Origin of the sequence: Streptomyces sp. NPDC059852 (genome assembly GCF_042731455.1) — a bacterium.
Lineage (GTDB): Bacteria > Actinomycetota > Actinomycetes > Streptomycetales > Streptomycetaceae > Streptomyces.
The window spans coordinates 86,031-112,505 of sequence record NZ_JBHWJK010000005.1; the positions used below are offsets into that span (position 1 = coordinate 86,031).

The 26,475-nt window shown below is 73.3% G+C and carries 27 protein-coding genes; 14 read left to right on the top strand and 13 right to left on the bottom strand.

Going from position 1 to position 26,475, the window contains the following annotated elements:
* Positions 1 to 20: 20 nt before the first annotated feature.
* Genes ACFV46_RS08345 through ACFV46_RS08355 form a run of 3 tightly spaced genes read right to left on the bottom strand, consistent with a single transcriptional unit; the run spans position 21 to position 3,285 of the window.
* Positions 21 to 1,091, bottom strand: coding sequence for a low specificity L-threonine aldolase (locus tag ACFV46_RS08345; RefSeq protein WP_361929133.1), 1,071 nt, complete (start codon positions 1,089 to 1,091; stop codon positions 21 to 23).
* On the bottom strand, positions 1,088 to 1,837 hold the full coding sequence (locus ACFV46_RS08350) for an SDR family oxidoreductase (RefSeq protein WP_361929136.1): 750 nt from the start codon (positions 1,835 to 1,837) through the stop codon (positions 1,088 to 1,090). The genes ACFV46_RS08345 and ACFV46_RS08350 overlap by 4 nt, the downstream gene beginning before the upstream one ends.
* A gap of 50 nt (positions 1,838 to 1,887) precedes the next feature.
* Entirely contained in the window at positions 1,888 to 3,285 is a 1,398-nt protein-coding gene (locus tag ACFV46_RS08355) for a DUF6421 family protein (protein WP_385497479.1), read from the bottom strand.
* Positions 3,286 to 3,671: 386 nt separating this feature from the next.
* Here ACFV46_RS08355 and ACFV46_RS08360 point away from each other — a divergent pair, with 386 nt between their 5' ends.
* Positions 3,672 to 4,355 carry a glycerophosphodiester phosphodiesterase family protein gene (locus tag ACFV46_RS08360; protein ID WP_361929142.1) on the top strand — a complete coding sequence of 228 codons (684 nt, stop codon included), beginning with the start codon at positions 3,672 to 3,674 and terminating at the stop codon, positions 4,353 to 4,355.
* On the opposite strand, the gene ACFV46_RS08365 is transcribed toward ACFV46_RS08360, so the two are convergent.
* Positions 4,345 to 4,932 carry a GNAT family N-acetyltransferase gene (locus ACFV46_RS08365; RefSeq protein ID WP_385497480.1) on the bottom strand — a complete coding sequence of 196 codons (588 nt, stop codon included), beginning with the start codon at positions 4,930 to 4,932 and terminating at the stop codon, positions 4,345 to 4,347. The genes ACFV46_RS08360 and ACFV46_RS08365 overlap by 11 nt on opposite strands.
* Before the next feature lie 71 nt (positions 4,933 to 5,003).
* On the opposite strand from ACFV46_RS08365, the gene ACFV46_RS08370 reads away from it, so the two are divergent.
* Positions 5,004 to 5,396 carry a VOC family protein gene (locus tag ACFV46_RS08370; RefSeq protein WP_385497482.1) on the top strand — a complete coding sequence of 131 codons (393 nt, stop codon included), beginning with the start codon at positions 5,004 to 5,006 and terminating at the stop codon, positions 5,394 to 5,396.
* Positions 5,397 to 5,402: 6 nt separating this feature from the next.
* On the opposite strand, the gene ACFV46_RS08375 is transcribed toward ACFV46_RS08370, so the two are convergent.
* Both ACFV46_RS08375 and ACFV46_RS08380 read right to left on the bottom strand, forming a co-directional pair.
* Positions 5,403 to 5,939, bottom strand: a complete 537-nt coding sequence (locus ACFV46_RS08375) for a MarR family transcriptional regulator (protein ID WP_361929151.1) — start codon at positions 5,937 to 5,939, stop codon at positions 5,403 to 5,405.
* On the bottom strand, positions 5,936 to 7,375 hold the full coding sequence (locus ACFV46_RS08380) for an FUSC family protein (RefSeq protein ID WP_385497483.1): 1,440 nt from the start codon (positions 7,373 to 7,375) through the stop codon (positions 5,936 to 5,938). The genes ACFV46_RS08375 and ACFV46_RS08380 overlap by 4 nt, the downstream gene beginning before the upstream one ends.
* 144 nt (positions 7,376 to 7,519) lie before the next feature.
* On the opposite strand from ACFV46_RS08380, the gene ACFV46_RS08385 reads away from it, so the two are divergent.
* The 3 genes from ACFV46_RS08385 (at position 7,520) to ACFV46_RS08395 (ending at position 9,774) form a co-directional block, all read left to right on the top strand.
* On the top strand, positions 7,520 to 8,062 hold the full coding sequence (locus ACFV46_RS08385) for a DUF5134 domain-containing protein (RefSeq protein ID WP_385497484.1): 543 nt from the start codon (positions 7,520 to 7,522) through the stop codon (positions 8,060 to 8,062).
* A gap of 167 nt (positions 8,063 to 8,229) precedes the next feature.
* Positions 8,230 to 8,931, top strand: a complete 702-nt coding sequence (locus ACFV46_RS08390; RefSeq protein ID WP_361937287.1) for a phosphatase PAP2 family protein — start codon at positions 8,230 to 8,232, stop codon at positions 8,929 to 8,931.
* A 156-nt stretch (positions 8,932 to 9,087) separates the two neighbouring features.
* Complete coding sequence (locus ACFV46_RS08395) at positions 9,088 to 9,774, top strand: TetR/AcrR family transcriptional regulator (protein WP_385497486.1); 687 nt, start codon at positions 9,088 to 9,090, stop codon at positions 9,772 to 9,774.
* On the opposite strand, the gene ACFV46_RS08400 is transcribed toward ACFV46_RS08395, so the two are convergent.
* A complete protein-coding gene (locus ACFV46_RS08400; RefSeq protein WP_376728517.1) occupies positions 9,762 to 11,258 on the bottom strand; it encodes an LVIVD repeat-containing protein in 1,497 nt (498 codons plus the stop codon). The two genes, ACFV46_RS08395 and ACFV46_RS08400, sit on opposite strands and share 13 nt — an antisense overlap.
* Positions 11,259 to 11,321: 63 nt before the next feature.
* Between ACFV46_RS08400 and ACFV46_RS08405 the strand changes: the two genes are divergently transcribed.
* Positions 11,322 to 12,005, top strand: a complete 684-nt coding sequence (locus ACFV46_RS08405; protein WP_385497487.1) for a DUF305 domain-containing protein — start codon at positions 11,322 to 11,324, stop codon at positions 12,003 to 12,005.
* A gap of 30 nt (positions 12,006 to 12,035) precedes the next feature.
* Here the strand turns inward: ACFV46_RS08405 and ACFV46_RS08410 are convergent, their stop codons facing one another.
* Positions 12,036 to 12,491, bottom strand: coding sequence for a DUF6214 family protein (locus ACFV46_RS08410; protein ID WP_376728515.1), 456 nt, complete (start codon positions 12,489 to 12,491; stop codon positions 12,036 to 12,038).
* A 199-nt stretch (positions 12,492 to 12,690) separates the two neighbouring features.
* Between ACFV46_RS08410 and ACFV46_RS08415 the strand changes: the two genes are divergently transcribed.
* Positions 12,691 to 14,070, top strand: a complete 1,380-nt coding sequence (locus tag ACFV46_RS08415) for an FAD-dependent oxidoreductase (protein WP_385497488.1) — start codon at positions 12,691 to 12,693, stop codon at positions 14,068 to 14,070.
* Here the strand turns inward: ACFV46_RS08415 and ACFV46_RS08420 are convergent.
* Complete coding sequence (locus ACFV46_RS08420) at positions 14,067 to 14,426, bottom strand: ArsR/SmtB family transcription factor (RefSeq protein WP_385497490.1); 360 nt, start codon at positions 14,424 to 14,426, stop codon at positions 14,067 to 14,069. The genes ACFV46_RS08415 and ACFV46_RS08420 overlap by 4 nt on opposite strands.
* A 147-nt stretch (positions 14,427 to 14,573) precedes the next feature.
* Here ACFV46_RS08420 and ACFV46_RS08425 point away from each other — a divergent pair, with 147 nt between their 5' ends.
* Positions 14,574 to 15,653, top strand: coding sequence for an NADH:flavin oxidoreductase/NADH oxidase (locus ACFV46_RS08425; protein WP_385497491.1), 1,080 nt, complete (start codon positions 14,574 to 14,576; stop codon positions 15,651 to 15,653).
* A 28-nt stretch (positions 15,654 to 15,681) separates the two neighbouring features.
* Here the strand turns inward: ACFV46_RS08425 and ACFV46_RS08430 are convergent, their stop codons facing one another.
* Positions 15,682 to 16,494, bottom strand: a complete 813-nt coding sequence (locus ACFV46_RS08430) for a PaaX family transcriptional regulator C-terminal domain-containing protein (protein ID WP_376728512.1) — start codon at positions 16,492 to 16,494, stop codon at positions 15,682 to 15,684.
* 75 nt (positions 16,495 to 16,569) lie between these two features.
* Here ACFV46_RS08430 and ACFV46_RS08435 point away from each other — a divergent pair, with 75 nt between their 5' ends.
* Positions 16,570 to 18,264 carry a DNA alkylation response protein gene (locus ACFV46_RS08435; protein ID WP_385497492.1) on the top strand — a complete coding sequence of 565 codons (1,695 nt, stop codon included), beginning with the start codon at positions 16,570 to 16,572 and terminating at the stop codon, positions 18,262 to 18,264.
* Between the two features lie 46 nt (positions 18,265 to 18,310).
* On the opposite strand, the gene ACFV46_RS08440 is transcribed toward ACFV46_RS08435, so the two are convergent.
* Entirely contained in the window at positions 18,311 to 18,898 is a 588-nt protein-coding gene (locus tag ACFV46_RS08440; RefSeq protein WP_361930289.1) for a hypothetical protein, read from the bottom strand.
* A gap of 184 nt (positions 18,899 to 19,082) precedes the next feature.
* Here ACFV46_RS08440 and ACFV46_RS08445 point away from each other — a divergent pair, with 184 nt between their 5' ends.
* The 4 genes from ACFV46_RS08445 to ACFV46_RS08460 all read left to right on the top strand — a co-directional run bounded on the left by ACFV46_RS08445 (position 19,083) and on the right by ACFV46_RS08460 (position 23,027).
* Positions 19,083 to 20,225 (top strand): WD40/YVTN/BNR-like repeat-containing protein, encoded by a 1,143-nt coding sequence (locus ACFV46_RS08445; protein WP_385497493.1) that lies wholly within the window; start codon positions 19,083 to 19,085, stop codon positions 20,223 to 20,225.
* 73 nt (positions 20,226 to 20,298) lie between these two features.
* The gene (locus tag ACFV46_RS08450; RefSeq protein ID WP_361930295.1) at positions 20,299 to 20,976 is read left to right on the top strand and encodes a uracil-DNA glycosylase; all 678 of its coding nucleotides are present in this window, start codon (positions 20,299 to 20,301) and stop codon (positions 20,974 to 20,976) included.
* Positions 20,973 to 21,950: an N-acetylglucosamine kinase gene (locus ACFV46_RS08455; protein ID WP_385497494.1), complete on the top strand. Its 978-nt coding sequence runs from the start codon at positions 20,973 to 20,975 to the stop codon at positions 21,948 to 21,950. The genes ACFV46_RS08450 and ACFV46_RS08455 overlap by 4 nt, the downstream gene beginning before the upstream one ends.
* Before the next feature lie 153 nt (positions 21,951 to 22,103).
* Positions 22,104 to 23,027, top strand: a complete 924-nt coding sequence (locus ACFV46_RS08460) for a hypothetical protein (protein WP_361930300.1) — start codon at positions 22,104 to 22,106, stop codon at positions 23,025 to 23,027.
* A gap of 69 nt (positions 23,028 to 23,096) precedes the next feature.
* Here ACFV46_RS08460 and ACFV46_RS08465 read toward each other — a convergent pair whose 3' ends face one another.
* Together ACFV46_RS08465 and ACFV46_RS08470 are read right to left on the bottom strand one after the other, a co-directional pair.
* A complete protein-coding gene (locus ACFV46_RS08465; RefSeq protein ID WP_385497496.1) occupies positions 23,097 to 24,149 on the bottom strand; it encodes a lactonase family protein in 1,053 nt (350 codons plus the stop codon).
* Positions 24,150 to 24,243: 94 nt separating this feature from the next.
* Positions 24,244 to 25,737: an FUSC family protein gene (locus ACFV46_RS08470; RefSeq protein ID WP_385497499.1), complete on the bottom strand. Its 1,494-nt coding sequence runs from the start codon at positions 25,735 to 25,737 to the stop codon at positions 24,244 to 24,246.
* Between the two features lie 239 nt (positions 25,738 to 25,976).
* Here ACFV46_RS08470 and ACFV46_RS08475 point away from each other — a divergent pair, with 239 nt between their 5' ends.
* Positions 25,977 to 26,456: an Lrp/AsnC family transcriptional regulator gene (locus ACFV46_RS08475; protein WP_361930305.1), complete on the top strand. Its 480-nt coding sequence runs from the start codon at positions 25,977 to 25,979 to the stop codon at positions 26,454 to 26,456.
* Positions 26,457 to 26,475 lie beyond the last annotated feature (19 nt).

Genomic DNA, 26,475 nt, shown 5'->3' on the forward strand with positions numbered 1-26,475 from the left:
GCCCTAGGGTCTTTCGTCCCCTAGCGGGCCATCTCCTCCTTGAGCGCCGCGACGAACGCGTCGACGTCGTCCTCACGCGTGTCGAAGGAGCACATCCAGCGCACGACGCCGGCCGACTCGTCCCAGAAGTAGAAGCGGAACTTCTTCTGCAGCCGCTCCGCCACGTCGTGCGGGAGCTGCGCGAAGACGGCGTTCGACTGCACCGGATACAGGATGTCCACGCCATGGACGGCGCGGACGCCCTCCGCGAGCCGCTGGGCCATCTCGTTGGAGTGGCGGGCGTTGCGCAGCCAGAGGTCCTTGGCGAGCAGCGCCTCCAACTGCACCGACACGAACCGCATCTTGGAGGCCAGCTGCATCGACAGCTTGCGCAGATGCCTCATGTGCCGGACGGCGTCGGGGTTGATGACGACGACGGCCTCGCCGAAGACGGCACCGTTCTTGGTGCCGCCGAGGGAGAGGAGGTCGACGCCGGCCGCGTTGGTGAACGTCCGCATGGGCACGTCCAGCGAGGCGGCGGCGTTGGCTATCCGGGAGCCGTCCAGGTGCACCGTCATGCCGTGCGCGTGGGCGTGCTCGCAGATCGCCCGGATCTCCTCCGGGGTGTAGAGGGTGCCGAGCTCGGTGCTCTGGGTGATCGAGACGACCTGGGGCATCGCCCGGTGCTCGTCGTCCCAGCCGTACGCCTGCCGGTCGATCAGCTCGGGGGTGAGCTTGCCGTCCGGGGTGGGCACCGTGAGCAGTTTCAGTCCGCCGACCCGCTCGGGCGCCCCGCACTCGTCGACGTTGATGTGGGCGCTCTCCGCGCAGATCACCGCGCCCCAGCGGTCGGTGACCGCCTGGAGCGCGACGACATTGGCACCGGTGCCGTTGAACACCGGGAACGCCTCCGCGGTGGCACCGAAGTGCCCGCGGACGACCTGCTGGAGGTTCTCGGTGTAGGCGTCCTCGCCGTACGCCACCTGGTGCCCGCCGTTGGCCAGGGCCAGGGCGGCGAGCACCTCGGGGTGGGCGCCGGCGTAGTTGTCGCTGGCGAAGCCGCGGACGTCCGGGTCGTGGTGACGGCGGGCGTCGGTCTTCGGAGGGTTCACGGCTTCTCGGTCAGCCACAGGCGCTTTCCGTTCACTTCGGCGGCGGACTGGTCCCAGACACCCACGACCGCGTCGGCCAGGTCGTGGACGTCCGTGAAGCCCGCGAACTTCGCGTTGGGGCGGTCGGCGCGCATCGCGTCGTGCACCAGCGCCTTCACCACCAGGATGGCAGCCGCCGATGTCGGGCCCTCGGCGCCCCCCGCCTTGCGGAAGGCGTCGGCCAGCGCGAGTGTCCACGCCTCGGCGGCGGCCTTGGCGGCGGCGTACGACGCGTTGCCCGCGGTCGGCTTGGTGGCGCCGGCCGCGCTGATCAGCACGTAGCGCCCCCGGTCGCTGCGCTGGAGCGCCTCGAAGAAGGCCAGCGAGGTGTGCTGCACGGTACGGATCAGCAGCAGCTCCAGGAAGTCCCAGTCGTCGAGGCTGGTCTTGATGAAGGTCTCGCTGCCGCGCCAGCCGCCGACGAGGTGGACCACGCCGTCGACGTGCCCGAACTCCTTCTCGGTGCGCAGCGCCCAGTCACGGGTGGACTCCAGGTCGAGCAGGTCGACCGTCTCCCCGGTCACGCTCGCGCCGCCGGAGGCGTAGCGCGCCGCGTCCACGGCCTCGGCGAGGCGCTCGGGGTCGTTGTCCGCGCCGACGACGGTGGCGCCCGCCTCGGCGAGCCGCCGCAGCGCCGCCCGGCCGGCGGGTCCGCCCGCTCCGGCCACCGCGATCACCGCACCGTTGAGTGCACCGTTCCCCACCATGCGCCTCGCCTCCTGGGCAGCCTGAGCCGTGTCGCCTGTGTCCCGGTCGCTCACGCGGCGATCCGCTCGGCGTCGTCCGCCGTGATGCCCCGGGTCGAGGCGATCACGTTCTTGAGCTTCTTGGACAGGGCCTCATAGAACATGCTCAGCGGAAACTCGTCCGGAAGCACGTCATCGACGAGTTTGCGGGGCGGCTGGCTCAGGTCGAGGGCGTCGGGGCCCTTGGCCCACTTGGATCCCGGGTGCGGGGCCAGGTAGGTCGAGACGAGCTCGTAGCCGGCGAACCAGTGGACGAGCTTCGGGCGGTCGATGCCGTCGCGGTACAGCTTCTCGATCTCGGCGCACAGCTGGTTGGTGACCTGCGGGGCGCGGTCCCAGTCGATGTGCAGCTTGTTGTCCGTCCAGCGGACCACGTCGTGCTTGTGCAGGTAGGCGAAGAGCAGCTGGCCGCCGAGGCCGTCGTAGTTGCGCACGCGCTCACCGGTGACCGGGAAGCGGAACATGCGGTCGAACAGCACGGCGTACTGCACGTCACGGGCCTGCGGAACGCCGTCCGCCTGCAGCTTGACGGCCTCCTTGAAGGCGGTCAGGTCGCAGCGCAGCTCCTCCAGGCCGTACATCCAGAACGGCTGGCGCTGCTTGATCATGAACGGGTCGAACGGCAGGTCGCCGTGGCTGTGGGTGCGGTCGTGGACCATGTCCCACAGGACGAACGCCTCTTCGCAGCGCTTCTGGTCGTGGACCATCGCGGCGATGTCCTCGGGCAGCTCCAGGCCCAGGATGCCGACGGCGGCGTCGGTGACGCGGCGGAAGCGGGCGGCCTCGCGGTCGCAGAAGATGCCGCCCCAGGTGAAGCGCTCGGGCGCCTCGCGTACGGCGATCGTCTCCGGGAAGAGGACCGCGGAGTTGGTGTCGTAGCCCGCGGTGAAGTCCTCGAACTTGATGCCGCAGAACAGCGGGTTGTCGTAGCGGGTGCGCTCCAGCTCGGCCAGCCAGTCCGGCCAGACCATGCGCAGGACGACCGCCTCGAGGTTGCGGTCGGGGTTGCCGTTCTGCGTGTACATCGGGAAGACGACCAGGTGCTGAAGGCCGTCCGCGCGGTTCGCGGCCGGCTGGAAGGCCAGCAGCGAGTCGAGGAAGTCCGGTATCCCGAAGCCGTCCTCGGCCCAGCGGGTCAGGTCCTTCACCAGGGCCTGGTGGTAGGCGTCGTCGTGCGGCAGGAGCGGGGAGAGCGCCTCGACGGCCTCGACGACACGCCGTACGGCGGTCTCGGCGTCACCGCGCTGGGGCGCGCCCTCGGCCGAGAAGTCGATCGACCCGTCCTTGGACTGCCATGGCCGGATCCGCTCCACGGCATCCTTGAGCACGGGCCATGCCGGGTGCTCCACCACCCTGGTCACGGGAGGAACCTGGTCCCCCGAAGCCGCCTGCACAAGAATTTCCGTCATGTCCCATCCTCCACGGGAGAACCTCGCGTAAAGAGACCGTATACATACGAGGTTCCTCCCAGCAAGAGGAGGTCCCGGAAATTATCCTGCGCACCCCCTAGGTCACCGAACTTTTTCCTGCCGGACGCGGGCAACGCGATTCAGACGCCGTCGGGTGGGCATATGCACCTCCTACCCAGGGAGCCTCGGTCAATCCCCACGAGACTCGCCCACCCCAGGGTGACCGCCCGGAGCCGTGTGCGCCAGCCGTGCCACGTCACGCAGCGCGAACCCCACGCACATGTGGGGTTCATCACGCGCGGCGGCCATTAGGCTGCGGGCTGCCACGCGAACAGTGCCCTCCGGTTCGCCGCGCCGAGCCGCCGTCGACGGAAGCGAGTTGAGTCTTGAACTTCCTTACCATCGGTCACCGCGGAGTCATGGGTCTCGAACCCGAGAACACCCTCCGTTCCTTCGTCGCCGCCCAGCAGGCCGGCCTCGACGTCATCGAACTCGACCTCCACCTGAGCAAGGACGGCGCCCTCGTCGTCATGCACGACACCGACGTGGACCGCACGACCGACGGAACCGGCGCCATCGCCGACAAGACCCTCGCCGAGCTGCGCACCCTGGACGCGGGCCGCGGAGAGCGCGTACCGGTGTTCGAAGAGGTGCTGGACGCGGTACGGACGCCGCTCCAGGCCGAGATCAAGGACGTCGCCGCCGCCAGGGCGCTCGCCGAGGTGATGAACCGGCGGGACCTCGTCTCCCGCGTCGAGGTGTCCTCGTTCCACGACGACGCCGTCGCCGAGATCGCCCGCCTGGTCCCCGGGGTGCGCACCGCGCTGATCGCCAGCCGCTACGGCACCGACGTGGTGGACCGTGCCGTGGCCGTGGGTGCGGCGACGGTCTGCCTGAACATCCGCCGCCTCACCCTCGAGGTGGTCGAGCACGCCCGCAAGGCCGACCTCAGGATCATCGGCTGGGTCGTCAACACACAGGACCATCTGCGCCTCGTCCGGGCCCTGGAGCTGGACGGCGCGACCACCGACTACCCGGAGATCAAGCGCACCGGCCGCTTCACCGCGTAGCCGGTCCCGCGGGGGCGCCCTCCGCCTCGTCGAGCTTCTTGACCAGCAGCTCGAACTGGAGGTCGTCGCGCTGCGGGACGCCGAAGCGCTCGTCGCCGTACGGGAACGGCGTCATCCGGCCCGTACGGCGGTAGCCGCGCCGCTCGTACCAGGCGATCAGCTCCTCGCGCACCGAGATCACCGTCATGTGCATCTCGGTCACGCCCCAGGTCAGCCGGGCCTGCCGCTCCGCCTCCGCGATGATCACCTTGCCGAGCCCGGCCCCCTGCAGTTCCGGGCTCACCGCGAACATCCCGAAGTAGGCGTACGCCCCGCGGTGCTCCAGGTGGCAGCAGGCCACCACGCGGCCGTCGCGCTCGACGGTGAGCAGCCGGCTCTCGGGCGCCTTCAGGACCTCTCGTACGCCCTCGGGGTCGGTGCGCTGTCCTTCGAGGATGTCGGCCTCGGTCGTCCACCCGGCACGGCTGGAGTCCCCCCGGTAGGCCGACTCGATCAGCGCGACCAGTGTGTCCACGTCGGCGTCGGTGGCGTCACGGAAGACGAGTCCGGCACGGGCGTCGGGCGCGGCGGTGTCCATGGTGCGTTCTCCCCCGTCTAGGGCGCGGCTAGGGCACCGCAGAGCCTAACCCGCCGCTATGGTGCGGCTGCATGGTGCATGTACTGAGCGGCCGCACTCTCCTTCGTCCCACCGACCCCGAGCGGTCCCGGTTCTTCTACGGCGAGCAGTTGGGTCTCGCCGTTTACCGGGAGTTCGGGACGGGTGCCGAGCGCGGCACCGTCTACTTCCTGGGCGGGGGCTTCCTGGAGGTCTCCGGCCGTTCGGAGGGGCCGCCCTCACCGGCCGTGCGGCTGTGGATGCAGGTCGAGGACGTGACGGCGGCGCACGAGGAGCTGGTGGCGAAGGGCGTCGAGATCGTCCGGCCGCCCCGGCAGGAGCCGTGGGGCCTGATCGAGATGTGGATCGCCGACCCGGACGGCCTGCCGATCGTGCTGGTCGAGGTGCCGGCGGAGCATCCGCTGCGCTACCGGCCCGGTATCTGACGCCGGTCAGGTCCGCAGGCCGCCGAGGCGGCCCTCCAGGCGGGTGAGCAGGTCGCCGAGGAGGGACGCCAGTTCCTGTCGGCCGTCGGTGTCGAGGTCGGCGAGGACGGCCGTCTCGTAGGCGAGCTGCTCGGGCAGGATGCCGTCCACGAGGTCCCGGCCGGCGTCCGTGAGGCGGACGTGGGCGACCCGGCGGTCCCGGGTGTCGCCGCGCCGCTCGACCAGTCCGCGCTCGGTGAGCGCCTTGAGGCGCTTGGTGACGGCGGCCCCGGAGGAGAAGGTCTCGCGGGCGACCTCGCTGGGGGTGAGTTCATGGCCGGTGCGCCGCAGCGCGCCCAGCAGGTCGAACTCGGCCCGGCTCAGCCCGGCCCGCCGCAGCGGCGCGTCCTCCGCCTGCTGGAGCAGGGCGGAACAGCGGTTGATCCGGCCGATGATCTCCATGGGGGCGGTGTCGAGACCGGGGTGCACGGTCCGCCACTGGCGGACGACGGCGGCCACCGTGTCCTGTCGCGTCCCGGTCGGCCCGCCGTTCGTCGCCGTCATGGCCGTACGCCCTCCGTCGTGTCGCTGTCCGTCATGTCGCTGCCGGTGCGCTGGTCGTGGCGCGGGCCCTCGCCGCGTCCCGTCCCGGTGAGCGTACGGGGTGCCTCGCGCGCCCTCCGCACGACCCGCGCGCCGGCGCGGTCCGGAACGGCCACGGCGGCGAGAAGCCCGACCAGCGCGCCGACGACGGTGTCGAGCACCCGCTCGCCGATCAGGCGCCCCGGGTCCTGGAGACCGGCGAACTCGGTGATGAGCAGGGCCATGGGCGTCACGCAGACGCTGCCGAGCCAGTAGTTGCGGCCGATCAGGGCCTCGGCGCCGAAGTTCAGCGCGACGCAGCACAGGACGAGGGCGAGACCACCGGTGTGGGCGAGGGGGACGAGCGCGGCGAAGAGGAGGACGCCGAGGAGATTGCCGACGACACGCTGGACGCCCCGGCCCCAGGTGAGCGTGAGGCTGGCCTGGTAGAGGGAGGCGGCGGTGACCAGCGCCCAGTACGGCCGGCCGACGCCCAGGGCGAGAGAGGCGTACCCGGCGAACGCGCAGCCCAGGGCGGTGCGTACGCCGATCCGGGCGAGCGGGCGGACACGGGCCCACAGCGGGTCCGGCGCGGCGGGTTCGCCCCGCAGGAGCGTGCGGTCGTCGACCAGCGGCACGGGCCGGGTGCCGCGCACCTGGCGGGCCCAGTCGCGCAGCAGGTCCGGGTCGGCGTCGGCCGGGGCCGCGAGGGCGATCTCGGCACGGTCCACGAGGCGGCTCAGGGCGCGCCGGGCGTCGGTGGCGCGGCCCGCGCCGGCCAGGGCGTGCCGGGCGGCGGCCAGGGCGGTCCTGGCCTGGGCCGGATCATGGTCGTCGCGGGACTCCGCGTACGTGGCGGCCGCCCGCAGGGCCGCCGCCGTGGCCCGGCGCTCCGGACCGTGGGGACGGAGCAGGCCGGGGGCCATTCCGACCAGCCAGGACCAGGCGCCGGCCGCGGCCCCGAGGGCGAGGTGCCCGGGGATCTCGCCGAGGGTCTGCGGTACGAACAGGGCGGCGGAGCTGACGAAGGTGAGGATCACGTTGCCGGGCGGGCCGATCCTGGTCGCGTCGCACAGCACCTTCTGGACGGCGGCCAGCACCGCGCCGACGGTGACGAGCACGACGGCGTCGGTGGTCAGCGAGGAGGCGACGAGGGCGGCGGCGAGGCCGGCGAGCATGCCGAGCAGCACCCATGCCAGGGTCCGGGCCCGGGCGGCGTACGGGCGGTTGTGGGCGTAGAGCGCGCACAGGGATCCGGCCATCGTGTACACCGCAAGGTCGAGCCGGTCCAGCGCCACCAGGGTGAGGTTGGGCGGAGCGACGGCGGCGACCACGCTCAGGGCGGGCTTGAACCAGATCTCCGGGGGCCGGCCGAGACGCAGCGCTCCGGCGACCGGAAGCGGAATTCGACTACTCACTTCATCACCTTAGCGAGTGTTTTACTCGTGAATCAAATGCGGGTGCTCCGCCGAACGCTCCCCGTGTACACCTCTGCGCCCGCGTGGCCCCCGCCCGGCCCGGGCATCGACGCACTGTCCGGACCGTCGAGCGGGGAGGTGCGCGTGCACGGACCGGCTTCGCCCGGCTGGCTGCTGGTCGCGCTGTGTGGGATCACCGGCGCCTACTGTCTGCTGCGGATGCGCAGCACTGTCGAGGAGCAGCGCCGGGCCGCGGGCGGCGAGGCGCTGATGGGGTTCGGGATGGCCGCTATGGCCGTACCCGCCGCGGTCTTCACGCCGCCCGCCTGGACCTGGCCCGCCTACGCGGCCGTGTTCGCCGCCGCGGCGCTGCACGCCCTGTGGTCGGCGCGGGCGGGCGGGCACCATCTGCACCATCTGATGGGCGCCGTGGCCATGGTCTACATGTCCCTGGTGATGGCCGCCGCACCCGAGGCCGGGCACGGCGGGCACGGCGACGCGGGCGTCCCGCTGCTGACAGGCGTGCTGCTCGCCTATTTCACGGCCTATGTGCTGCTGTCCGGCGTCCGGCTGGTGCCGGTCACGGCGGGCGGGCCGGGCGTCGGCTGGGGCGACCGCCCCGAACTGGCGCGCGCCTGCCGGCTGTCCATGGGGATCGCCATGCTGACAATGCTGCTGACCCTCTGAACGCCTCGTGGGGACACCCGGACGGGACGGCACGGGTACGCCGGGCCACCGTGGGTATGCGGTGGCCACGGTGTTCATCCTGGGGCGGCCCGGATCGCCCGCGGCGTGTGCCGTGGACGCCACCCCGGATGCTGGTGTCCGCCCCACGAGTCGGCGAGGATCCCCGCATGCCCACCCCGTCCGTCGAGTCCCCGCCCCGACCGAACGCCGAGCGCGCGGTGTCCGGCTGGGCGGGCGCGCTCGCCCTCGCCTCGGCTCTGCTGCTCGCCCTGGTCGCCCTCCGCTGGCACCCGCTCATGGCGCTGGACGGGTCCGTCGCGGACACGACCCACCGCTGGGCGGTCGACGAGCCGTCCCTGACACACGTCTTCCGCATCCTGACCGACTGGGTGTGGGACCCGTGGACGATGCGGTTCGTGACCTTCGTGGCCGCGATCTGGCTGGTGTGGCGCCGGGCCGCCCGATGGACAGCCATGTGGCTGGTGGTCACATGTGCGCTGGCCACACTGGTCCAGCAGACACTGAAGGCAGCCGTCGACCGGCCCCGCCCCACCTGGCCCGACCCCGTGGACTCCGCCCACTACGCCGCCTACCCGTCCGGGCACGCGATGACGGCGACGGTGGTGTGCGGCCTCCTGCTGTGGCTCCTGCACCGGCACGGGATCGCCGGTCCCCTGTGGCACACGGCGGTGGCGGTGGCGGCCGTGTCCGTGATCGGCGTGGGACTCACCCGGGTCTGGCTGGGCGTCCACTGGACGTCGGACGTGGTGGGGGGCTGGCTGCTGGGCGCGTTGGTGGTGGCGCTGGCGGTGGGGGTGGACCTGCGCCGGGCCCGAGAGCGAGCGGAGCCGGCCGGCGAGGCGGTCTGAAGGCGAGCGGACACCGTACGCGGCGCTGCCGAGCCCGCCCTGGACGATCCCCCGCGTCGCCCAGGGCGGACGACATGGCCCGGCCGGGCACGGCGGTGCCGGACGGGACGTGCTGAGTATAGTTGGCTGGCAGCCAGTCAACGCAGGAGTTACAGGATGTCCCCGCGCAGCGCGTCGGTCAATGAAGAGTTGCGGCGGCGTTCCCGGGAGCGGCTTCTGCAGGCGGCGGTGGAGCTGGTCGGTGAGCGCGGGTTCGACGCGACCACCCTGGGCGACATCGCGGACCGGGCCGGATCGGCGCGCGGGCTGGTGTCGTACTACTTCCCGGGCAAGCGCCAGCTGGTGCAGTCGGCCGTGCACCGGCTGATGCACCGCACGCTGGAGGAGGCGCTGGAGCGCGAGCCCCGCACCGAGGACGGCCGCGAGCGGCTGGCCCGGGCCATCGACGCCGTTCTGGGCCTGGCGACGGACCGGCCGGTGCTGATGCGTCAGCACATGGCGGGCATCCTGCAGGCGGAGGGCTTCGTGCAGTGCCCGGAGCAGCGGCGGCTGGCCGAGCTGCTGCGGGAGACCTGTGAGCGGTACGGCTCGCGGGACGTGGACGCGGACTATCCGATGCTGCGCGCGCTGCTGATGGGCGCGGTCTTCGCGGCCCTGGTGCCCGGGGTGCCGATGCCGGTGCCCGTGCTGCGGGCGGAGTTGTTCAAGCGCTACCGGCTGGACTGGGAGATGGGTGTCCCGCCGGACGCGGGAGCCGCTTCCGGCGGGACGTGCGACCAGGATCTGTCGCGGTTCTTCGCGACCGGGGGCGAGCCCGGCCGTGCGGAGGGTCAGTCGAAGTAGTCGGGCTGTGTCTGGACGTTGAGTTCACGCAGGTGGACGCGGCGGGCCGGGTCCGTGCGGCGGTCGTCGAGCTTCAGGACGTCGAGGCCGCGCGCGATCTCGTTGGAGTAGATGTAGCCGTTGTAGTAGTACGCCGACCACGAGCCCGCGATCTGCAGGGTGTCCGTGGTCAGGGGGCCGCGGTCGAAGTAGGCGATCTCCTTCGGGCGCTTGGAGTCGGTGAAGTCCCAGACCGAGAGGCCGCCCTGGTACCAGGCCTGGACCATGATGTCCTTGCCCTTCACGGGGATCAGCGAGCCGTTGTGCGCCACGCAGTTCTCGGTGTCGGCCTGGTGCCGGGGGATCTTGAAGTAGCTGCGGAAGACGAGCTTGCGCTTGTCGCCCTTGCCAACGATGTCGTAGATGCCGTCGGCCCCGCGGTTCGGCCCGATCTCCGCGTTGCAGGTGGCCGCGCCGCCACCGCCGAGCTCGTCGGTGAAGACGACCTTGTCGGCCTTCTGGTTGAAGGTCGCCGAGTGCCAGAACGCGAAGTTCACGTCGTCCCGGACCTGGTCGATGACCTTCGGGCGCTCCGGGTCCTTGATCGACATGAGGATGCCGTCGCCCATGCAGGCGCCGGCCGCCAGGTCCTTCGAGGGCAGGACCGTGAGGTCGTGGCAGCCCGTGGTCTTGCTGACGCGGCCGGGTGTACCGGGGTTGCCGCCGCCGTCGGGTCCCTCACCGGGGAAGAGCACCGGGAAGTCGATGACCGCCGCCTTCTGCGGTGCGTGGCGCGGCACCTTGATGACGGAGATGCCGTCGTGCGGCGGCCGGCAGTCCGGGTAGGAGGCGTCGGGCGAGTACGAGGAGACGTAGATGTAGACGTTCTTGCGCTCGGGAACGAGCGTGTGGGTGTGCGAGCCGCAGGCGGTCTCGACGGCGGCGACGTACTTCGGGTTGCGCTTGTCCTTGATGTCGAAGACCTTCATGCCCTCCCACGACGACTTCTCGGTGGCGGGCTGGGTGGTGCTGTTGCAACTGCTGTCGCTGCGCGAGGAGTCGGTGGACAGGAAGAGCAGGTCGCCGGAGACGGAGATGTCGTTCTGGGAGCCGGGGCACAGCACCTGCGCGACGGTCTTCGGGGCCTTCGGGTTGCTGATGTCGAAGATGCGGAAGCCGTCGTAGTTGCCCGCGAAGGCGTACTTGCCCTGGAAGGCGAGGTCGGAGTTGAGGCCCTGGAGGGTGTCCTTGGGGACGTTCGCCAGATGCCGGATGTTGGCGGAGCGGACGATCTCGTCCTGGCCGGGTATCTCGCCGTCCTTCAGCGCCTTGCGCACCTCGGCACGGGTGCTCTCCGAGATCTTCTGCTCCTGGGCGGGTCCGTCCCCGGGATCGGGGGTCGCGGTCGCCGGCTGCGCGGTCAGCAGAGCGCCGAGGAGTCCGGCGGCGACGGCCACAACTCCCAGGTGTCTGCGTCGGGTTCGGGAATTGCCGAACAGGATCACTGTTTTCCTCCCTTGTGCCGTTCGCACTGGAACGGTTCACGCACGCCCGAGTATCGTCTCAGCATGCCCATATCAAAAGGGGACCAGGCAGATGTGAGACCGCTTTCATGGCGCCTGGCCCGCGTCGCCCTGGCCGCGGCCGCCCTCGCGCTCGCACTCGCCGGCTGCGACTCCGGCACCGACGCCAAGTCGCCTGCCCGCAGCGGGCCTTCGGTGATCGTGCCTGGTGAGCCGGGTGAACCCAACAAGGTGCTGTCCGCCGAGGAGGCCGCCCGGCAGCGCTCCGAGGACGACTCCCCCAACTCCGCGGACGTCGACTACGCGCGCATGATGATCCAGCACCATGAGCAGGCCCTGGTGATGACCGAACTCGTGCCGCAGCGCGCCGAGTCGGCGAAGGTGAAGAAGCTCGCCGCGCGGATCGCCGCCGCACAGGGTCCCGAGATCGACGCGATGAAGGGCTGGCTGAAGACCCACGGCAAGGACACGCGGGCCGAGGGCCACGAGCACGCGCACACGCCGATGCCCGGCATGGCGACCGACGCCCAGCTCGCCACGTTGCGCGCCGCGCGCGGGAAGGCGTTCGACGAACTGTTCCTCACGCTGATGATCACCCATCACGACGGGGCGATCACCATGGCCACCGATGTGAAGGCGCAGGGCAACAACATCCAGGTCGAGGAGATGGCGGACGACGTCGTCGCGCAGCAGACGACCGAGATCTCCCGGATGCGGGACCTGCTCTGACGCAGCCGGCCGCCGTGGCCCCGACGGGCGTCAGCGGCGCGCGCGGCGCGGGGGCAGGAACCCCGCGTCGCGCGCCTGCCCGATGAGCCGCAGCGACCGGCGCCGGCTGTGCCCGGTCGCACCCATCACCGCGAGAACGGGGTCGGCGCCCCGTTCCTGGGCGTCGCGGTACTCCCGCGCGACCAGCCACTGCCCCTCGACGCCGAGCGGCCACTCCGGGCGCGCCCGGCTCGCCGGCGAGCCGTCGGACCCGCGGCCCGTGACGCCGCACGCCTCGGAGAGCGGATCCTCGATCCAGTCGGCGAGCGCCGCGAGGTCGTCCAGCGAGAGCGCCGGTACGGCCCGGACGTCCTCCAGGTAGACGCCGCCGTCGCCGACCACGGCGACCGCGTCCACATGTGCGCCGTCACCGAACTCCAACCGGACACCCAGCCACGAGGTGGCTCCGGCGCCGTCCCGCACTTCCCACGCGGGCCACACGGACACGGTGCCGTCTGTCGCACAACGATCGGAAAGATTAAGAAAGGATGCTTCCAGCACACACGCAACGTAACGGCATGATCACATTCCATAACGAACGAACACGCTCCCCGCGCGTGGGACAGCACCCTGTCAGCGGAGCGGCGGCGGTGCGATGCTGGAGTCGAGAGCGACTCCCGACCTTCCATGACCGAGGAGTTCCGCCGTGCTCAGGATCGCCGTCGTCGGTTCCGGTCCCAGCGGGTGCTACACCGCCCAGGGCCTCGTCCAGCAGCACCCCGGCGCGCTCGTCGACGTCCTGGACCGGCTGCCGTGCCCGTACGGCCTGGTGCGCTACGGGGTCGCCCCGGACCACGAGAAGATCAAGTCCCTGCAGAACACGCTGCGCTCGGTGCTGGAGCACGAGCGGGTGCGGTTCCTCGGCGGGGTCCCGGTCGGCCCGGAGGGCGTGCCCGTCGCACGGCTGCGCGAGCTGTACCACGCGGTGGTGTACTGCGTGGGCGCCGCCACCGACCGGCACCTCGGGATCGCGGGCGAGGATCTGCCGGGCAGCTGTTCGGCGACCGAGTTCGTGTCCTGGTACAGCGCCCATCCCGACGCCGCCGCCGACGGGTTCCTGACCGGGGCGCGCTCGGCGGTGGTCATCGGCGTCGGCAATGTCGCGGTCGACGTGACCCGCATGCTGGCGCGCGGCGCGGCCGAACTGAGCCCCACCGACATCCCGCACGCAGCGCTCGCCGCCCTCTCCGCGAGCCGGGTGTCCGAGATCAGCATGGTGGGCCGGCGCGGCCCGTCGCAGGCCCGCTTCACCACCAAGGAGCTGCGCGAACTGGGCACGCTGCCGGACACCGAGGTCCGTGTGGACCCGCGGGAGCTGGCGATGGACCCGGCGTGCGCCGATCCCGGCTCCCTGCCCGCGCCGCAGCGCCGCAATGTCGAGGTGCTGCGCGACTGGGCCGCGGCGCCGGCACGGACCGCCCGCCATCACATCCGGTTGCGCTTCTTCCTGCGCCCGGTCGAACTCCTCCCCCGCGAGGGCCGGGTGGGCGCGGTGCGGCTCGAGCGGACGGCGCCCGACGGGGCGGGCGGTGTGCGGGGCACCGGCCGGTTCGAGGATGTGGAGGCCCAGTTGGTACTGCGGTCGGTGGGCTATCGCGGAGTGCCGCTGGAAGGGCTGCCGTTCGACCCGGCGACCGGCACGGTGCCGCATCGCGCCGGCCGGGTGCTGCGCGACGGAGTCGTGGCGCCGGGCGAGTACGTGGCCGGCTGGATCAAGCGCGGGCCGACGGGGGTCATCGGCACCAACCGGCCGTGCGCGAAGGAGACGGTCTCCTCACTGCTGGCGGACGCCGCCGCGCTGGAGCGCGAGCCGGTACCGCAGGAGCCGGTCACGGCGCTGCGGGCGGCCGGGATCGACCCGGTGCGGTGGGAGGGCTGGCGTGCGATCGAGCGGGCGGAGGCCGAGCTGGGCGCCTCGCTCGGCCGGGGCACGGTCAAGCTGCCGGACTGGCGGTCGCTCATGAACGCCGCGCACGGCGGGGGTCTTCAAGGGCTGTCCTCGCCGAGCGAGAGCACCGGCCGTTAGGCGCGGTCCTCGCCGAGCCGCGTGGCCTGCCGCCCCGCCGCGTCCAGGAGCGCGTCGAGCAGTCCGGGGAAGAGGCCGTCCAGGTCGTCCGCGCGCAGGCCGTTCATCTTCGCCGTGCCCCGGTAGATCTGCCGGATCACACCGCTCTCGCGCAGCACCCGGAAGTGGTGCGTGGTCGTGGACTTGGTGACGGGCAGGTCGAAGTGCGAGCACGAGAGCTCCGCGCCGACGGCCGCGAGCTCGCGCACGATCCGCAGCCGCATCGGGTCGGCCAGGGCGTGCAGCACGCCTTCGAGGCGGATCTCCTCGCGCGCCGGGTGCGGCAGGTCCCGGCTGGTGACGGCGGGGGTGGTCACGGCGGCTCCAGTTCGTCGGGTCCCCTGACGCGGTTTCCCTCATACGGTTCCCGTCATTGTACGAGAACCATCGTAGTTTGACATCTCCCGTACTACGATGCCTATCGTACGAGTCGACCACCGGCCCCGTGACGAATGGAGTCCGCCGTGAGCGCGCTCTTCGAGCCCTGCACCCTGCGCGATCTGACGATCCCCAACCGCGTGTGGATGGCACCGATGTGCCAGTACTCCGCCGCGCCCGAGGGCCCCGACACGGGTGCCGCCGGGGACTGGCACTTCGCGCACTACGCCGCGCGCGCGACCGGCGGCACGGGCCTGATCCTCGTCGAGGCCACCGCCGTCCACCCCGACGGCCGGATCACCCCGTACGACCTGGGCATCTGGAACGACCGGCAGGTCGCGGCACTGCGCCGGATCACGGACTTCCTGCGCACCCAGGGCACCGTGCCGGGCATCCAGCTCGCCCACGCCGGGCGCAAGGCCTCGACCGGACGCCCCTGGGAGGGCGGCAAGGCGGTGGGACCCGACGCGCACGGCTGGCGGCCGGTGGCGCCCAGCGCGATCGCCTTCGCCGAGGACTCCCCGGTGCCGAGCGAGCTGACCGTCGAGGAGATCCAGGACGTCGTACGGCACTTCGAGGACGCCGCGCGCCGCGCCCTGGCGGCCGGCTTCGACGTCGCCGAGGTCCACGGCGCGCACGGCTACCTGATCAACGAGTTCCTCTCCCCGCACTCCAACCGCCGCACCGACGCGTACGGCGGCTCCTACGAGAACCGCACCCGGCTCGCCCTGCAGGTGGTGGACGCCGTGCGCGCCGTGTGGCCGGACGACAAGCCGGTGTTCTTCCGGATCTCTGCGACCGACTGGCTGGGCGAGGACGGCTGGACCGACGACGACACGGTCCGCTTCGCCGCAGATCTGCACGCCCACGGCGTCGACCTGCTCGACGTCTCCACCGGCGGCAACGCCCCGGACGTCCGGATCCCCGTGGGTCCGGGCTACCAGGTGCCGTTCGCCGCACGGGTCAAGGCCGAGACTCCCCTGCCGGTCGCGGCGGTGGGGCTGATCACCGACACCGAGCAGGCCGAGAAGATCCTCGCGAACGGCGAGGCGGACGCCGTCCTCCTCGGCCGCGAGCTGCTGCGCAACCCGTCCTGGGCACGCCACGCGGCCCGCGAACTGGGCGGCGACGTGCACGTGCCCGACCAGTACCACCGGTCGGTCTGACCGGCTCCGGCAGCGGCGCGCCCACGGCCTATGGCGCGCCGCCGCCGGCGTTCTCACCGGTACGCGCGCGTGCCGCCGCGCGCAGGTGCCCGTCGCCCCGCGCGCGTGCCGCGCCGGCCACTTCCCGCCGGTACCGCGCGTACGCGGCCCGCAGTTCCGCCCCCGGCCAGCCGTCCGGGAGGAGGCCGGGCGGCAGCACCGGGTCCGCCAGCAGATGCCGTACGACCGCCGCGAAGGCGGTGAAGCGCGCGGCCGGGTCGCCGGCGCGGGCGACATGGCCGAGCAGGGCGTGACCCGTGGCGGCCCAGGCGTCCAGGTCCCACAGCCGGGCGGCGAGGTCACGGGGGCCCGTCTCGGGCCGGGACCGGTGGCGCTGGGCGACGTCGTCGAGGGCGCCGGGCAGGGGGCGGCGCAGATTGGCCGGGCGCAGCCAGACGCCCTCCCGCAGTTCCGCGAGGCGGAGCCGGGTCAGCTCGGCGCGCAGTTCCGCGCGGTCGGCCGGGTCGCGCCCGGTCGCCGTGACCACGACCATCTCCCAGTCGCCGTCCCACGTCAGCGTCTCCGGGTGGACGGCGTCGTCCTGCCGGCGCTGCCGTTCGAGGAGCCGGTCGCTGAGGGCGTAGACGGATTCCGCCCGGCGCAGATCGCCCGCGGCCACCATCCGGCTGAGCGCCGCCCGCAGGGTGGTGCCCGCGATACCGAACGGCTCGACGGCACGCACCAGTTCCCGTACGGGCAGCTCAGGGGGGTGCAGGCCCAGCAGGAGGCTCAGGACGACCGACCGGGCGGACAGCGGGCGCAGGGTCACGTCCTCGCCTCGCCGTGCCGCGTTCTCGCCCATGACCGGGTACCTTACGTGCCGGCGCGGCGTATTACAGTATTGCTGCGGTCGTAGAAATGCTGCAACACTGGCGCCATGGTCTCGACACCCGCGCAGGAGCAGCCCGTGGACCCGCAGGACCGGTCCGGGCCGTACGCCACCCATGACGTCGCCAACCAGCCCCCTCCCCTGGCCCCGTACGACGCGTCACTGGACACCGCGCTGCTGGAGGGGCTGCGACGCGAGGGCGCCGGCTGGGCCGAGGAGGACATCCGGCGGCTCGGCCTGCGGGCCGGGAGCGCCGAGGCGCAGGAGTGGGGCGAGCTGGCCAACCGCCACGAACCCGAGCTGCGCACCCACGACCGGTACGGTCACCGCGTCGACGAGGTGGAGTTCCACCCGAGCTGGCACCGCCTGATGCGGGTCGCCGTCGGCGAGGGCCTGGCGGCGGCACCCTGGGCGGACGACCGGCCCGGCGCGCATGTCGCCCGGACGGCGGGCGGACTGGTGTGGGGGCAGACCGAGGCCGGGCACGGCTGCCCGACGTCGATGACGTACGCGGCCGTCCCCGTGCTGCGCCGCCAGCCGGAGCTGGCCAAGGTCTACGAGCCGCTGCTGACCAGCCGGGAGTACGACCCGGGCCTGCGCGTGCCGACGGAGAAGCGGGGACTGCTCGCCGGCATGGGCATGACGGAGAAGCAGGGCGGCTCCGACGTCCGGACGAACACGACGACGGCGTGGCCGTCGGCCGAGCCGGGCGTGTACACGTTGCGCGGCCACAAGTGGTTCACGTCGGCCCCGATGTGCGACGTCTTCCTGGTGCTGGCGCAGGCCCCCGGCGGCCTGTCCTGCTTCCTCGTGCCGCGGGTCCTGCCGGACGGCACCCGCAACACCTTCCGCATCCAGCGGCTGAAGGACAAGCTCGGCAACCGCTCCAACGCGTCCTCCGAACCGGAGTTCGACGGGACGGTGGCCTGGCTCGTCGGACCCGAGGGGCGGGGCGTCAAGACCATCATCGAGATGGTCAACTGCACCCGGCTGGACTGCGTGATGTCCTCGGCGACGCTGATGCGCAGGACGCTCGTCGAGGCGGGCCACCACGTGCGCCACCGCAGCGCGTTCGGGGCCCGGCTGATCGACCAGCCGCTGATGCGCAACGTCCTGGCCGACCTGGCGCTGGAGTCGGAGGCCGCGACGACGCTGACGCTGCGGCTCGCGGGGGCCGCCGACCGGTCGGTGCGCGGCGACGACCCCGACGGCACCGAGACGGCGTTCCGCCGGATCGCCACCGCCGTCGGAAAGTACTGGGTGACCAAGCGGGGACCTGCGTTCACCGCGGAGGCCCTGGAGTGCCTGGGCGGCAACGGCTACGTCGAGGAGTCGGGCATGCCCCGCCACTACCGCGAGGCGCCGCTGCTGTCGATCTGGGAGGGCTCAGGCAACGTCAACGCCCTCGACGTGCTGCGGGCGTTGAGCCGAGAGCCGGCGACCGCGGACGCGCTCTTCGGCGAACTCGCCCTGGCGCGCGGGGCGGACGCCCGGCTGGACGCCTCCGTCACCCGTCTGAAGGCCGAACTGGCCGCGGGGTCCGAGGCCGGGGCCCGGCGTCTGGTCGAGCGGATGGCCCTGACCCTCCAGGCCGCCCTGCTGGTCCGGCACGCCCCGGCCGCGGTCGCCGACGCGTTCTGCGCGACCCGGCTCGGCGGCGACTGGGGGTACGCGTTCGGAACGCTCCCCGACGGGGCGGACGTCGAGGCGATCCTGGCCCGGGCCCTGCCGGAAGGCGCCTGAGGGCCGCGGCCCGCGTCAGGCCGCGGATCGACGGGCCCCACGGCCGTCACCAGGTGGCGCGTCCGCCCCAGGACGGGCCGAAGCGGGCCCACTCCCGGCCCCACCACTCGATACGGCGGCTCTCCAGGCGGGTGCGCAGGGCGCGGCCCGCGACGAACGGGACGGCGGCGGCGCACAGGCCCGCGACGCCGCCGACCAGCGTGGCCCGCGCATGTGCCTCGGCGGGGGTCGCCGGGCGGCCGACCAGGCGCCCCTCCGGGTCCGTCCACACGGTGACCGGGGTGCCGGCCGGGCTGCCGGGGCGGACGCGGACCTGCCCGGTGCGCGGGGAGCCGTCCCGTGCGCTCCAGCGGACCTCGGCCCAGACCCGGTCGCCGCCCGCGGCGCCCGACCGGGGACGGGCCCGGCCCGGCGCGTCCTCGCGGAGGTGGGCCACGACCGGCCGCCACTCGGCCCGTTCACGGGCCATGCCCCGCTCCACGCCACCCGTGGTCGCGAGGGCCGTGACGACGCCGGCGAGGGCCATGCCCGCCCACACGGTGAGCAGGACCCAGGACTCGACGGCGTCGGCGCGGCGCTTGAGCGGATTGCGCCGCCACCGCCACAGCCACACCCTGCGACCACGGAACGCCATCGGCGGCTTCCTCCTCACGAGCGCACGGACGCACGGCACGGACGTGCCGGGCCGCCCCCACCCATACGGGTCCGGGCGCGCGGATGCTCACGTCCCGGGCCGGACGCGGGCGTGGGACGCGTCACGCCCAGCCCGTCATCGCCGCTCCGACCTGCGGTGTCGCCCTGCTCGGGGGTGACTGTCAGTGGTGGGGTGCAGACTGACGGGTGTCTGGGACAAAGGCGTCGCGGAGGTGATCGGCATGACCGAGGTACTGCTCGCAGTGGGCACACGCAAGGGCCTGTTCATCGGCCGGAGGCGAGGGGGGACCTGGGAGTTCGACGAGAGTCCGTACTTCAACGCGCAGGCGGTGTACTCGGTCGCCGTCGACACCCGGGGCGAGCGCACCCGGCTGCTGGTGGGCGGTGACAGTTCGCACTGGGGTCCGTCCGTGTTCCACTCGGACGACCTGGGCCGCACCTGGACCGAGCCGGCCCGGCCGGCGGTGAAGTTCCCCAAGGACACGGGGGCCTCGCTGGAGCGGGTGTGGCAGTTGCACCCGGCCGCCGCCGAGCCGGACGTGGTGTACGCGGGCACCGAACCGGCCGCGCTGTACCGCTCGGAGGACCGGGGCGAGACCTTCGACCTCGTCCGGCCGCTGTGGGAGCACCCGACCCGCTCGAAGTGGGTGCCGGGCGGCGGGGGCGAGGGCCTGCACACGGTGGTCACGGACCGGCGCGACCCGAAGACCGTGACGGTCGCCGTCTCCACGGCGGGCGTCTTCCGCACCACCGACGGCGGCGCGAGCTGGACCCCTTCCAACTCCGGTGTCTCCGCGGTGTTCCTGCCCGACCCGAACCCGGAGTTCGGCCAGTGCGTCCACAAGGTCGCGCAGGACGCGGAGGACGCCGACTGCCTGTACCTCCAGAACCACTGGGGTGTGTACCGCAGCGACGACTCGGGCGGGCACTGGACGGACATCGGCGAGGGCCTGCCGTCCACGTTCGGCTTCGCGGTCGCGGCCCACCCCCGGCGCGGCGGGACGGCGTACGTGTACCCGATCCAGGCCGACTCCGACCGGGTCCCGGCGGACCGCCGGTGCCGCGTCTTCCGTACGGCTGACTCGGGCGGCACCTGGGAGGCGCTGACGGCCGGTCTGCCGCAGGAGGACCACTACGGCACGGTGCTGCGGGACGCGCTGTGCACCGACGACGCCGACCCGGCGGGCGTGTACTTCGGCAACCGCAACGGCGAGGTGTTCGCGTCGGCCGACGACGGCGACTCCTGGCGCCGGCTCGCGTCGCACCTGCCGGACGTGCTCTGCGTCAGGGCGGCGGTGATCGCATGAGCCCGCGCGGCTTACCGGTCACCTCGGGCCACCGGTTGATCGCCGCCGCCCGTACGGCAGTAGGGTGACGCCCGTGGCTCCACGACCCTTGCATGAAATCGTCGAACCGGGCTGGGCGAAGGCCCTCGAACCAGTCGCCGACCGGATCGCCGCGATGGGCGACTTCCTGCGTGCGGAGATCGCCGCGGGACGCACCTATCTGCCGGCCGGACCGAACGTGCTGCGCGCCTTCCAGCAACCGTTCGACGAGGTGCGCGTCCTGATCGTCGGACAGGACCCCTACCCGACGCCGGGGCACGCGGTCGGCCTGTCCTTCTCGGTGGCCCCCGAAGTGCGCCCGCTGCCCGGCAGCCTCATCAACATCTACCGGGAGCTGGGTTCCGACCTGGGGCTGCCGCAGCCGTCCAACGGCGATCTGACGCCGTGGACGCAACAGGGGGTGCTGCTGCTCAACAGGGCGCTCACCACGGCCCCCCGCAAGCCGGGAGCCCATCGCGGCAAGGGCTGGGAGGAGGTCACCGAGCAGGCGATCCGGGCACTCGCCACGCGCGGCAAGCCGCTGGTGTCCATCCTGTGGGGCCGCGACGCCCGTAACTGCCGTCCGCTGCTGGGGACGCTGCCGTCGGTGGAGTCGGCCCACCCGTCGCCGATGTCGGCCGACCGCGGCTTCTTCGGCTCGCGCCCCTTCAGCCGGGCCAACGACCTGCTGATCCAGCAGGGCGGCCAGCCGGTGGACTGGCGCCTGCCGTGACCGGCGCCGGGGGCGGTCCGGCGGGCTTCCTGGCGGTCGACTCCGGCGGTTCCGGGCTGCGGGTCGTCGTCGGCGAGGCCGGACGCGGTGTGCTCGCCCGGCGGGAGTCGCGCGAGCCTCTGCGGACCGGGGACCGCGGGCTCGACCCGGACCATCTGATGGGCCAACTGGTGCCCATGGTGCGCGCCTTGACCGCCGAGGCCGGTCTCGGCGGGCTCGGCGCGGCCGCCGTCGGGGCGGCGGGACTCGCCTCCCTGGGGGACGCCCTGCGGGCCGAGCTGCCGGCCGCGCTGGAGCGGGAGTTCGGCATCGGGCGAGTCGCGCTGGCCGCCGACGCGGTCACCGCCTATGTGGGCGCCCTCGGCTCCCGGCCCGGAGCCGTCGTCGCCGCCGGGACGGGCCTGATCGCCGTCGGCACGGACCTGACGGCCTGGCACCGCGCCGACGGCTGGGGGCATCTGCTCGGCGACTGCGGCGGTGGCGCCTGGATCGGGCGGGCCGGGCTGGAGGCGGCGCTGCGCGCGCACGACGGGCGCTCCGGCGGTTCCGCCGCGCTGCTGGCCGCCGCCGAGGAACAGTTCGGACCGGTGCGGGAGGTGCCGGGCGCCCTGTATCCGCGTCCGGACCGGGCCGCTGTCATGGCCTCCTTCGCCCCCCGGGTGGCCGCCTGCGCGGCCGACGGCGACCCGGCGGCCGGGGAGGTGCTGAGGGCCGCCGCGGGTCATGCCGCGGACTCGGCCGCGGCCGTCTGCCCGCCGACCGGGGCACCCCGGCTCGCCCTCACCGGTGGCCTGTTGAACCTGGGCGCTCCGCTGCTCACGCCGCTGGACGAGGAGTTGGCGCGGCGGCTGCCGCACGCGCGGCGCGTTCCGGCCGCCGGAGACCCGTTGCACGGGTCCGTCTGCCTGGCCACCGACCTGCTGACGGGCCGGCTGACGCTGCCCGGGGACGGGGCGATGCTCACCGTGACCTGAGGCCCGGCCGTGACAGAGGGCGACGACGAGTGATCTTCCCGCGTCGCCCTGCGCCCCTCTTCACGTCACCCAATCCGACAAAAGCGGACGGATACCGCTCACCTGCACCCTCCCCGAACAGGGGAGCCCAGGAAACCAGTAACATGCGGCGCCATGAGCTCCCCCACTGGACCCGCGTCCGGCCTGCCAGTACGAATGCCGCGACCCCGCCAGCCCGGGCGGCACCGCCGACCCGAGCCCCTGGCGGCTCCCGAAGGCGCGCCCGCGCTCGTCCTCGCGGTGCCCGGCACACCGAGCGCCGCCACCCGCGGCCTCGCCGAGGAGGTCGTGAGCATCGCCCGCTCCGAGCTGCCCGGCCTCGACGCCCGCATCGGGTACGTCGACGGTGACGACGGGGAGTTCCCCACGCTCCAGTCCGTGCTCACGAAGGCCGCCGAGGAGCGCACCGCCCGCTACGAGCAGGCTGTCGCCGCGGGCGTGGAGGCCAAGGAGCCCGAGGGCCCCGTCGCCGTGGTCGTGCCGCTGCTCGCCGGCCCGGACAGCGCGCTGCTGCGGGTGATCCGCCAGGCCGTGATGGACAGCCGTGTCGCGGCCGACCTGACCGATGTGCTCGGCCCGCACCCGCTGCTCGCCGAGGCCCTGCACGTGCGCCTGTCGGAGGCCGGTCTGGCCCGTGCCGACCGGGCGCGCCTGTTCACCGTGGCCACCGCCGCGGACGGCATCATCCTGGCCTCGGTCGGCGGTGAGGAGGCCGTGCAGGCGGCCGGTATCACCGGCATGCTGCTCGCCGCGCGTCTCGCCGTGCCGGTGATGGCGGCGGCCCTGGACCAGGAGGGCTCGATCGCAGCGGTCGCCGAGCAGCTGCGGTCCTCCGGTTCGCAGCAGCTGGCCCTGGCCCCCTACCTGATCGGCCCGGAGATCGACGCGGCCCTGATCGAGGAGGCCGCGCGGGAGGTGGGCTGCTCCGCCGCCGAGGCGCTCGGCGCCTACCCGGCGATCGGCAAGCTGGCCCTGTCGCAGTACACGACGGCGCTCGGCATCGCCCCGCAGCAGGCGCAGGGCACCCCGGTGCGCTGACCGCCCCTCGAGGCACCGACGCCGAAGGGCCCGCTCCCTCACACCGGGGGCGGGCCCTTCGGCGTACGGTCACATCGTCCCGGGAGCCTGGCCGACGACCACACAGGAGGCGGCGGGCACCGCGACGGACCCCTCGTGGCGCGGGAGCCCGGAGTCCGGGTCCACGGAGAACCAGGCCACGTCCCCGGACCGCTCGTTCGCGACGTACAGGACACCGTCGGCCTCGGTGAGCGCGCGCGGCCAGTGCCCGGCGCACGGGACCGTACCGACCAGCCGCAGCTCCTCGCCCTCCACGGCGAAGGCCGACAGGACGTCCTCGCCGCGGGTGGCGACCCAGACGAAGCGGCCGTCGGGCGAGACGGCGATCCCTGACGGGTACGCGTCGCCGGACGGGGCGTCCACCAGCACCTCGTGCTCCGTCAGCGGCTTCAAGGTGCCGTCGTCGCCGTCCCAGTGGCAGACCGTGACGGTCGGCCGCAGTTCGTTGACCACGTAGGCGTACGGGCGCAGCGGATGGAAGGCCAGGTGGCGGGGGCCGGAGCCGGGCCGCAGCGCGATCTCCCGGTGCAGGGCCAGGTCGCCGTCGGAGAGGGTGCACACCCGCACCGAGTCGGTGCCGAGGTCGACGCTGACGATCCAGCGGCCGCTCGGGTCCGGCTGGATCTGGTGGGCGTGCGGGCCCTGCTGGCGGGGCGTGTACGGGCCGGAGCCGGTGTGCCGCAGCACGGCGAGCGGACCCTCCGCGAGGGAGCCGTCGGAGCGGACGGGGACGGCGGTGACACTGCCGGAACCGTAGTTGGCGGTCAGGACGTACCCGTCGTGGAGGGCGAGGTAGGTGGGGCCGTTGGCGTCCAGGGCCACCGGGGTGCCGACCCGTTCCGGAGCGTCGCCGGTCACCCGGTAGGCGGCCACGGCCCCCTCGGCGGTCTCGCTGACCGCGTAGAGGGTCTCCCCGCCGGGCGCGAGGGCGAGATACGAGGGGTCGGGCACGTCCCGTACGCCGTTCAGGACGGTCAGCGCACCGCTGTCGGCGGCCACGGCCGCCGTGCTGATGCCCGCGCCTCCGGCGGCCGTGAACGACCCGATGTAGGCCCGTCTCCCCCGCATGCCGGCGTCTGCCACCGCTGTCCCCTTCCGGTCGGGTGCCGTCCGGCCGACGGTAGCAGTGGATCACCGCGCACCGGCCGACACGCGGGTGCGGCGGTCGGGGGAGCCGCTACTCCGCCGTCACGAGCCGCCGCGCGGAGGAGGTCCGCAGGGGGTGCGCGAGCTCGGCCAGGGCGCGTTCCAGGCCGTGCAGGTGGGCGAGGGCGGGGTCGGTCGCCGTCGGCCGCTCGGCGGGGGCGGTGACGTCCGCGCCGCCGGTCAGGGCCTCGACGGCGGCCTCGACGCGCCAGCAGGCGGCGGCGAGGCGTGCGTCGTGCGAGGCCTCCGGGTCGGCGGCGACCGCGGCCAGGCCGCGTACCTCGCGGGCACAGTCGTCCAGCAGGTCCAGGACGTGGCGGGCGCGCCGCTTGCGGGCCGGCAGGGGGTTCAGGGGGTGCACGAGCGGGGCGACCGAGAGCCGTACGCGGGCGAGGAGCTGTTCCAGCTCGGCGACCCGCTGGGCGGGGTCGGCGCCGTCGTCGCCGGCGAGGCGGGCGGCGGCCTCGGCGGTGGCCGTGTGCACGCAGCGCAGGGCCCGCTGGATCCAGGCGTCCGTGATGGCGTGGGTGGTGACGGGCAGGACGAGGAGCACCGCGAGGACGGCGCCGACCGCTCCGACGGCCGTCTCGGCGAGCCGCACCGCCAGCAGGGCGGGCTCGAGGACGCCGAGGACGCCGTAGAGGAGCTCGGCGAGCACGGTGACGCAGAGCATCATCCAGGTGTAGGAGACGGCCGCCGAGTAGAAGATGCCGAAGACGCAGACGGCGAGCAGGGCGGCCGTGGGCAGGTGCGCGCCCTCCAGCGGGACGGCGACGAGGAATCCGAGGCCGATGCCGAGGACGGTGCCGAGGACCCGGCGGAAGCCCCGGACCAGGGTCTCGCCGCGCGAGGTGGTGTTGACGAACACCCACCAGGTGGCGCCGACGGCCCAGTACCAGCGCTCTCCGGACACCAGCTGCCCCACAACCAGGGCGAAGCCGGCACCGGCGGTGGCCTGGACGGCCTGGCGGGTCGTCACCCGGGCGAGTCCGCGGCCGTCCGGCGGCGCGGGGACGGCGGCCGGGGGCATCCGGCGTTCGTAGCACCACATCCCGAAGCGCACGGCGGCCGCGCTCAGCACGGACAGCAGGACGGCGGCGTACAGCTCGGGCAGCCGGCCCGGGGTCGCGTGCAGGAACTGCGCCACGAAGTAGGTCATGAAGGCGAAGACGCCCAGGCTGTGGCCGCGCGGCCCCCAGCGGCGGGCGTAGACGCCGGCGCCGACGACCGCGAGGAAGACGAGGTCGCGGGCGAGCGGATGGGCGTGCAGTTCGGCCGCCGCCGCGAGGACGGGCAGGCCGGCGAGGGGCAGCAGCGCGGTGGTGACGGCCTGCCCGCGCACCGTGGCGTCGGCGACCGTGAACAGGGCGAGCAGCGCGGCGATGCCGCCGGTGACCATGCCGACGAGGGTGTGCCCGGCGAGCCCGCAGACCAGGACCGCCAGCGCGATGCCGAGGACGCCCCGGCCGGCGAAGCGCAGCCGCACCCGTCCCGGGTCCGGCGCGACGAACACCCTCTTCAGCAAGTGAACCCCCTCGTGGCCCTTCGGCCCTCGTGGTCGGTGGTGGCCTGACGGCCCCTCGTGGACGGCATGCAAAAGGCGCCGCGGGTTCCCGCAGCGCCATCGACCGTCCCATTGCAGCATCACCGGGGCGACTGGCTCAAGTGACGTCCCCTAAGCTGAACCATTGGCACAGACATACCGGTCCCGGCACGTCCATCGGCGGGCCAACGGACCAGAGACGGCGAGAAAGGCCGGCACCCATGCCCGTGGACGAGCTCGACACCCGCATCCTGCGGCTGCTGCTGGAGCAGCCGCGCACCAGCGTGCGGGAGTACGCGCGTATCCTCGGGGTCGCGCGGGGCACCCTCCAGGCCCGTCTCGACCGGCTGGAGCGGGACGGGGTGATCACCGGTACGGGGCCGACGCTGTCGCCGGCCGCCCTGGGCCACCCGGTGCTGGCGTTCGTGCACATCGAGGTCACCCAGGGGCACCTCGACGACGTGGGCGCCGAGCTGGCCGCCGTGCCGGAGATCGTGGAGGCCTTCTCGATCACGGGCGGCGGCGATCTGCTGGCCCGGGTGGTGGCGCGCGACAACGGGCATCTGGAGGACGTGATCCAGAAGCTGATCAGCCTGCCCGGTGTGGTCCGCACCCGGACCGAGGTGGCGCTGCGCGAGCGCGTCCCGCATCGGCTGCTGCCGCTGCTGGAGTCCGTCGGGCGGGCGTCGGCCCGCCGATGACCTTTGACATCCTGGGGCC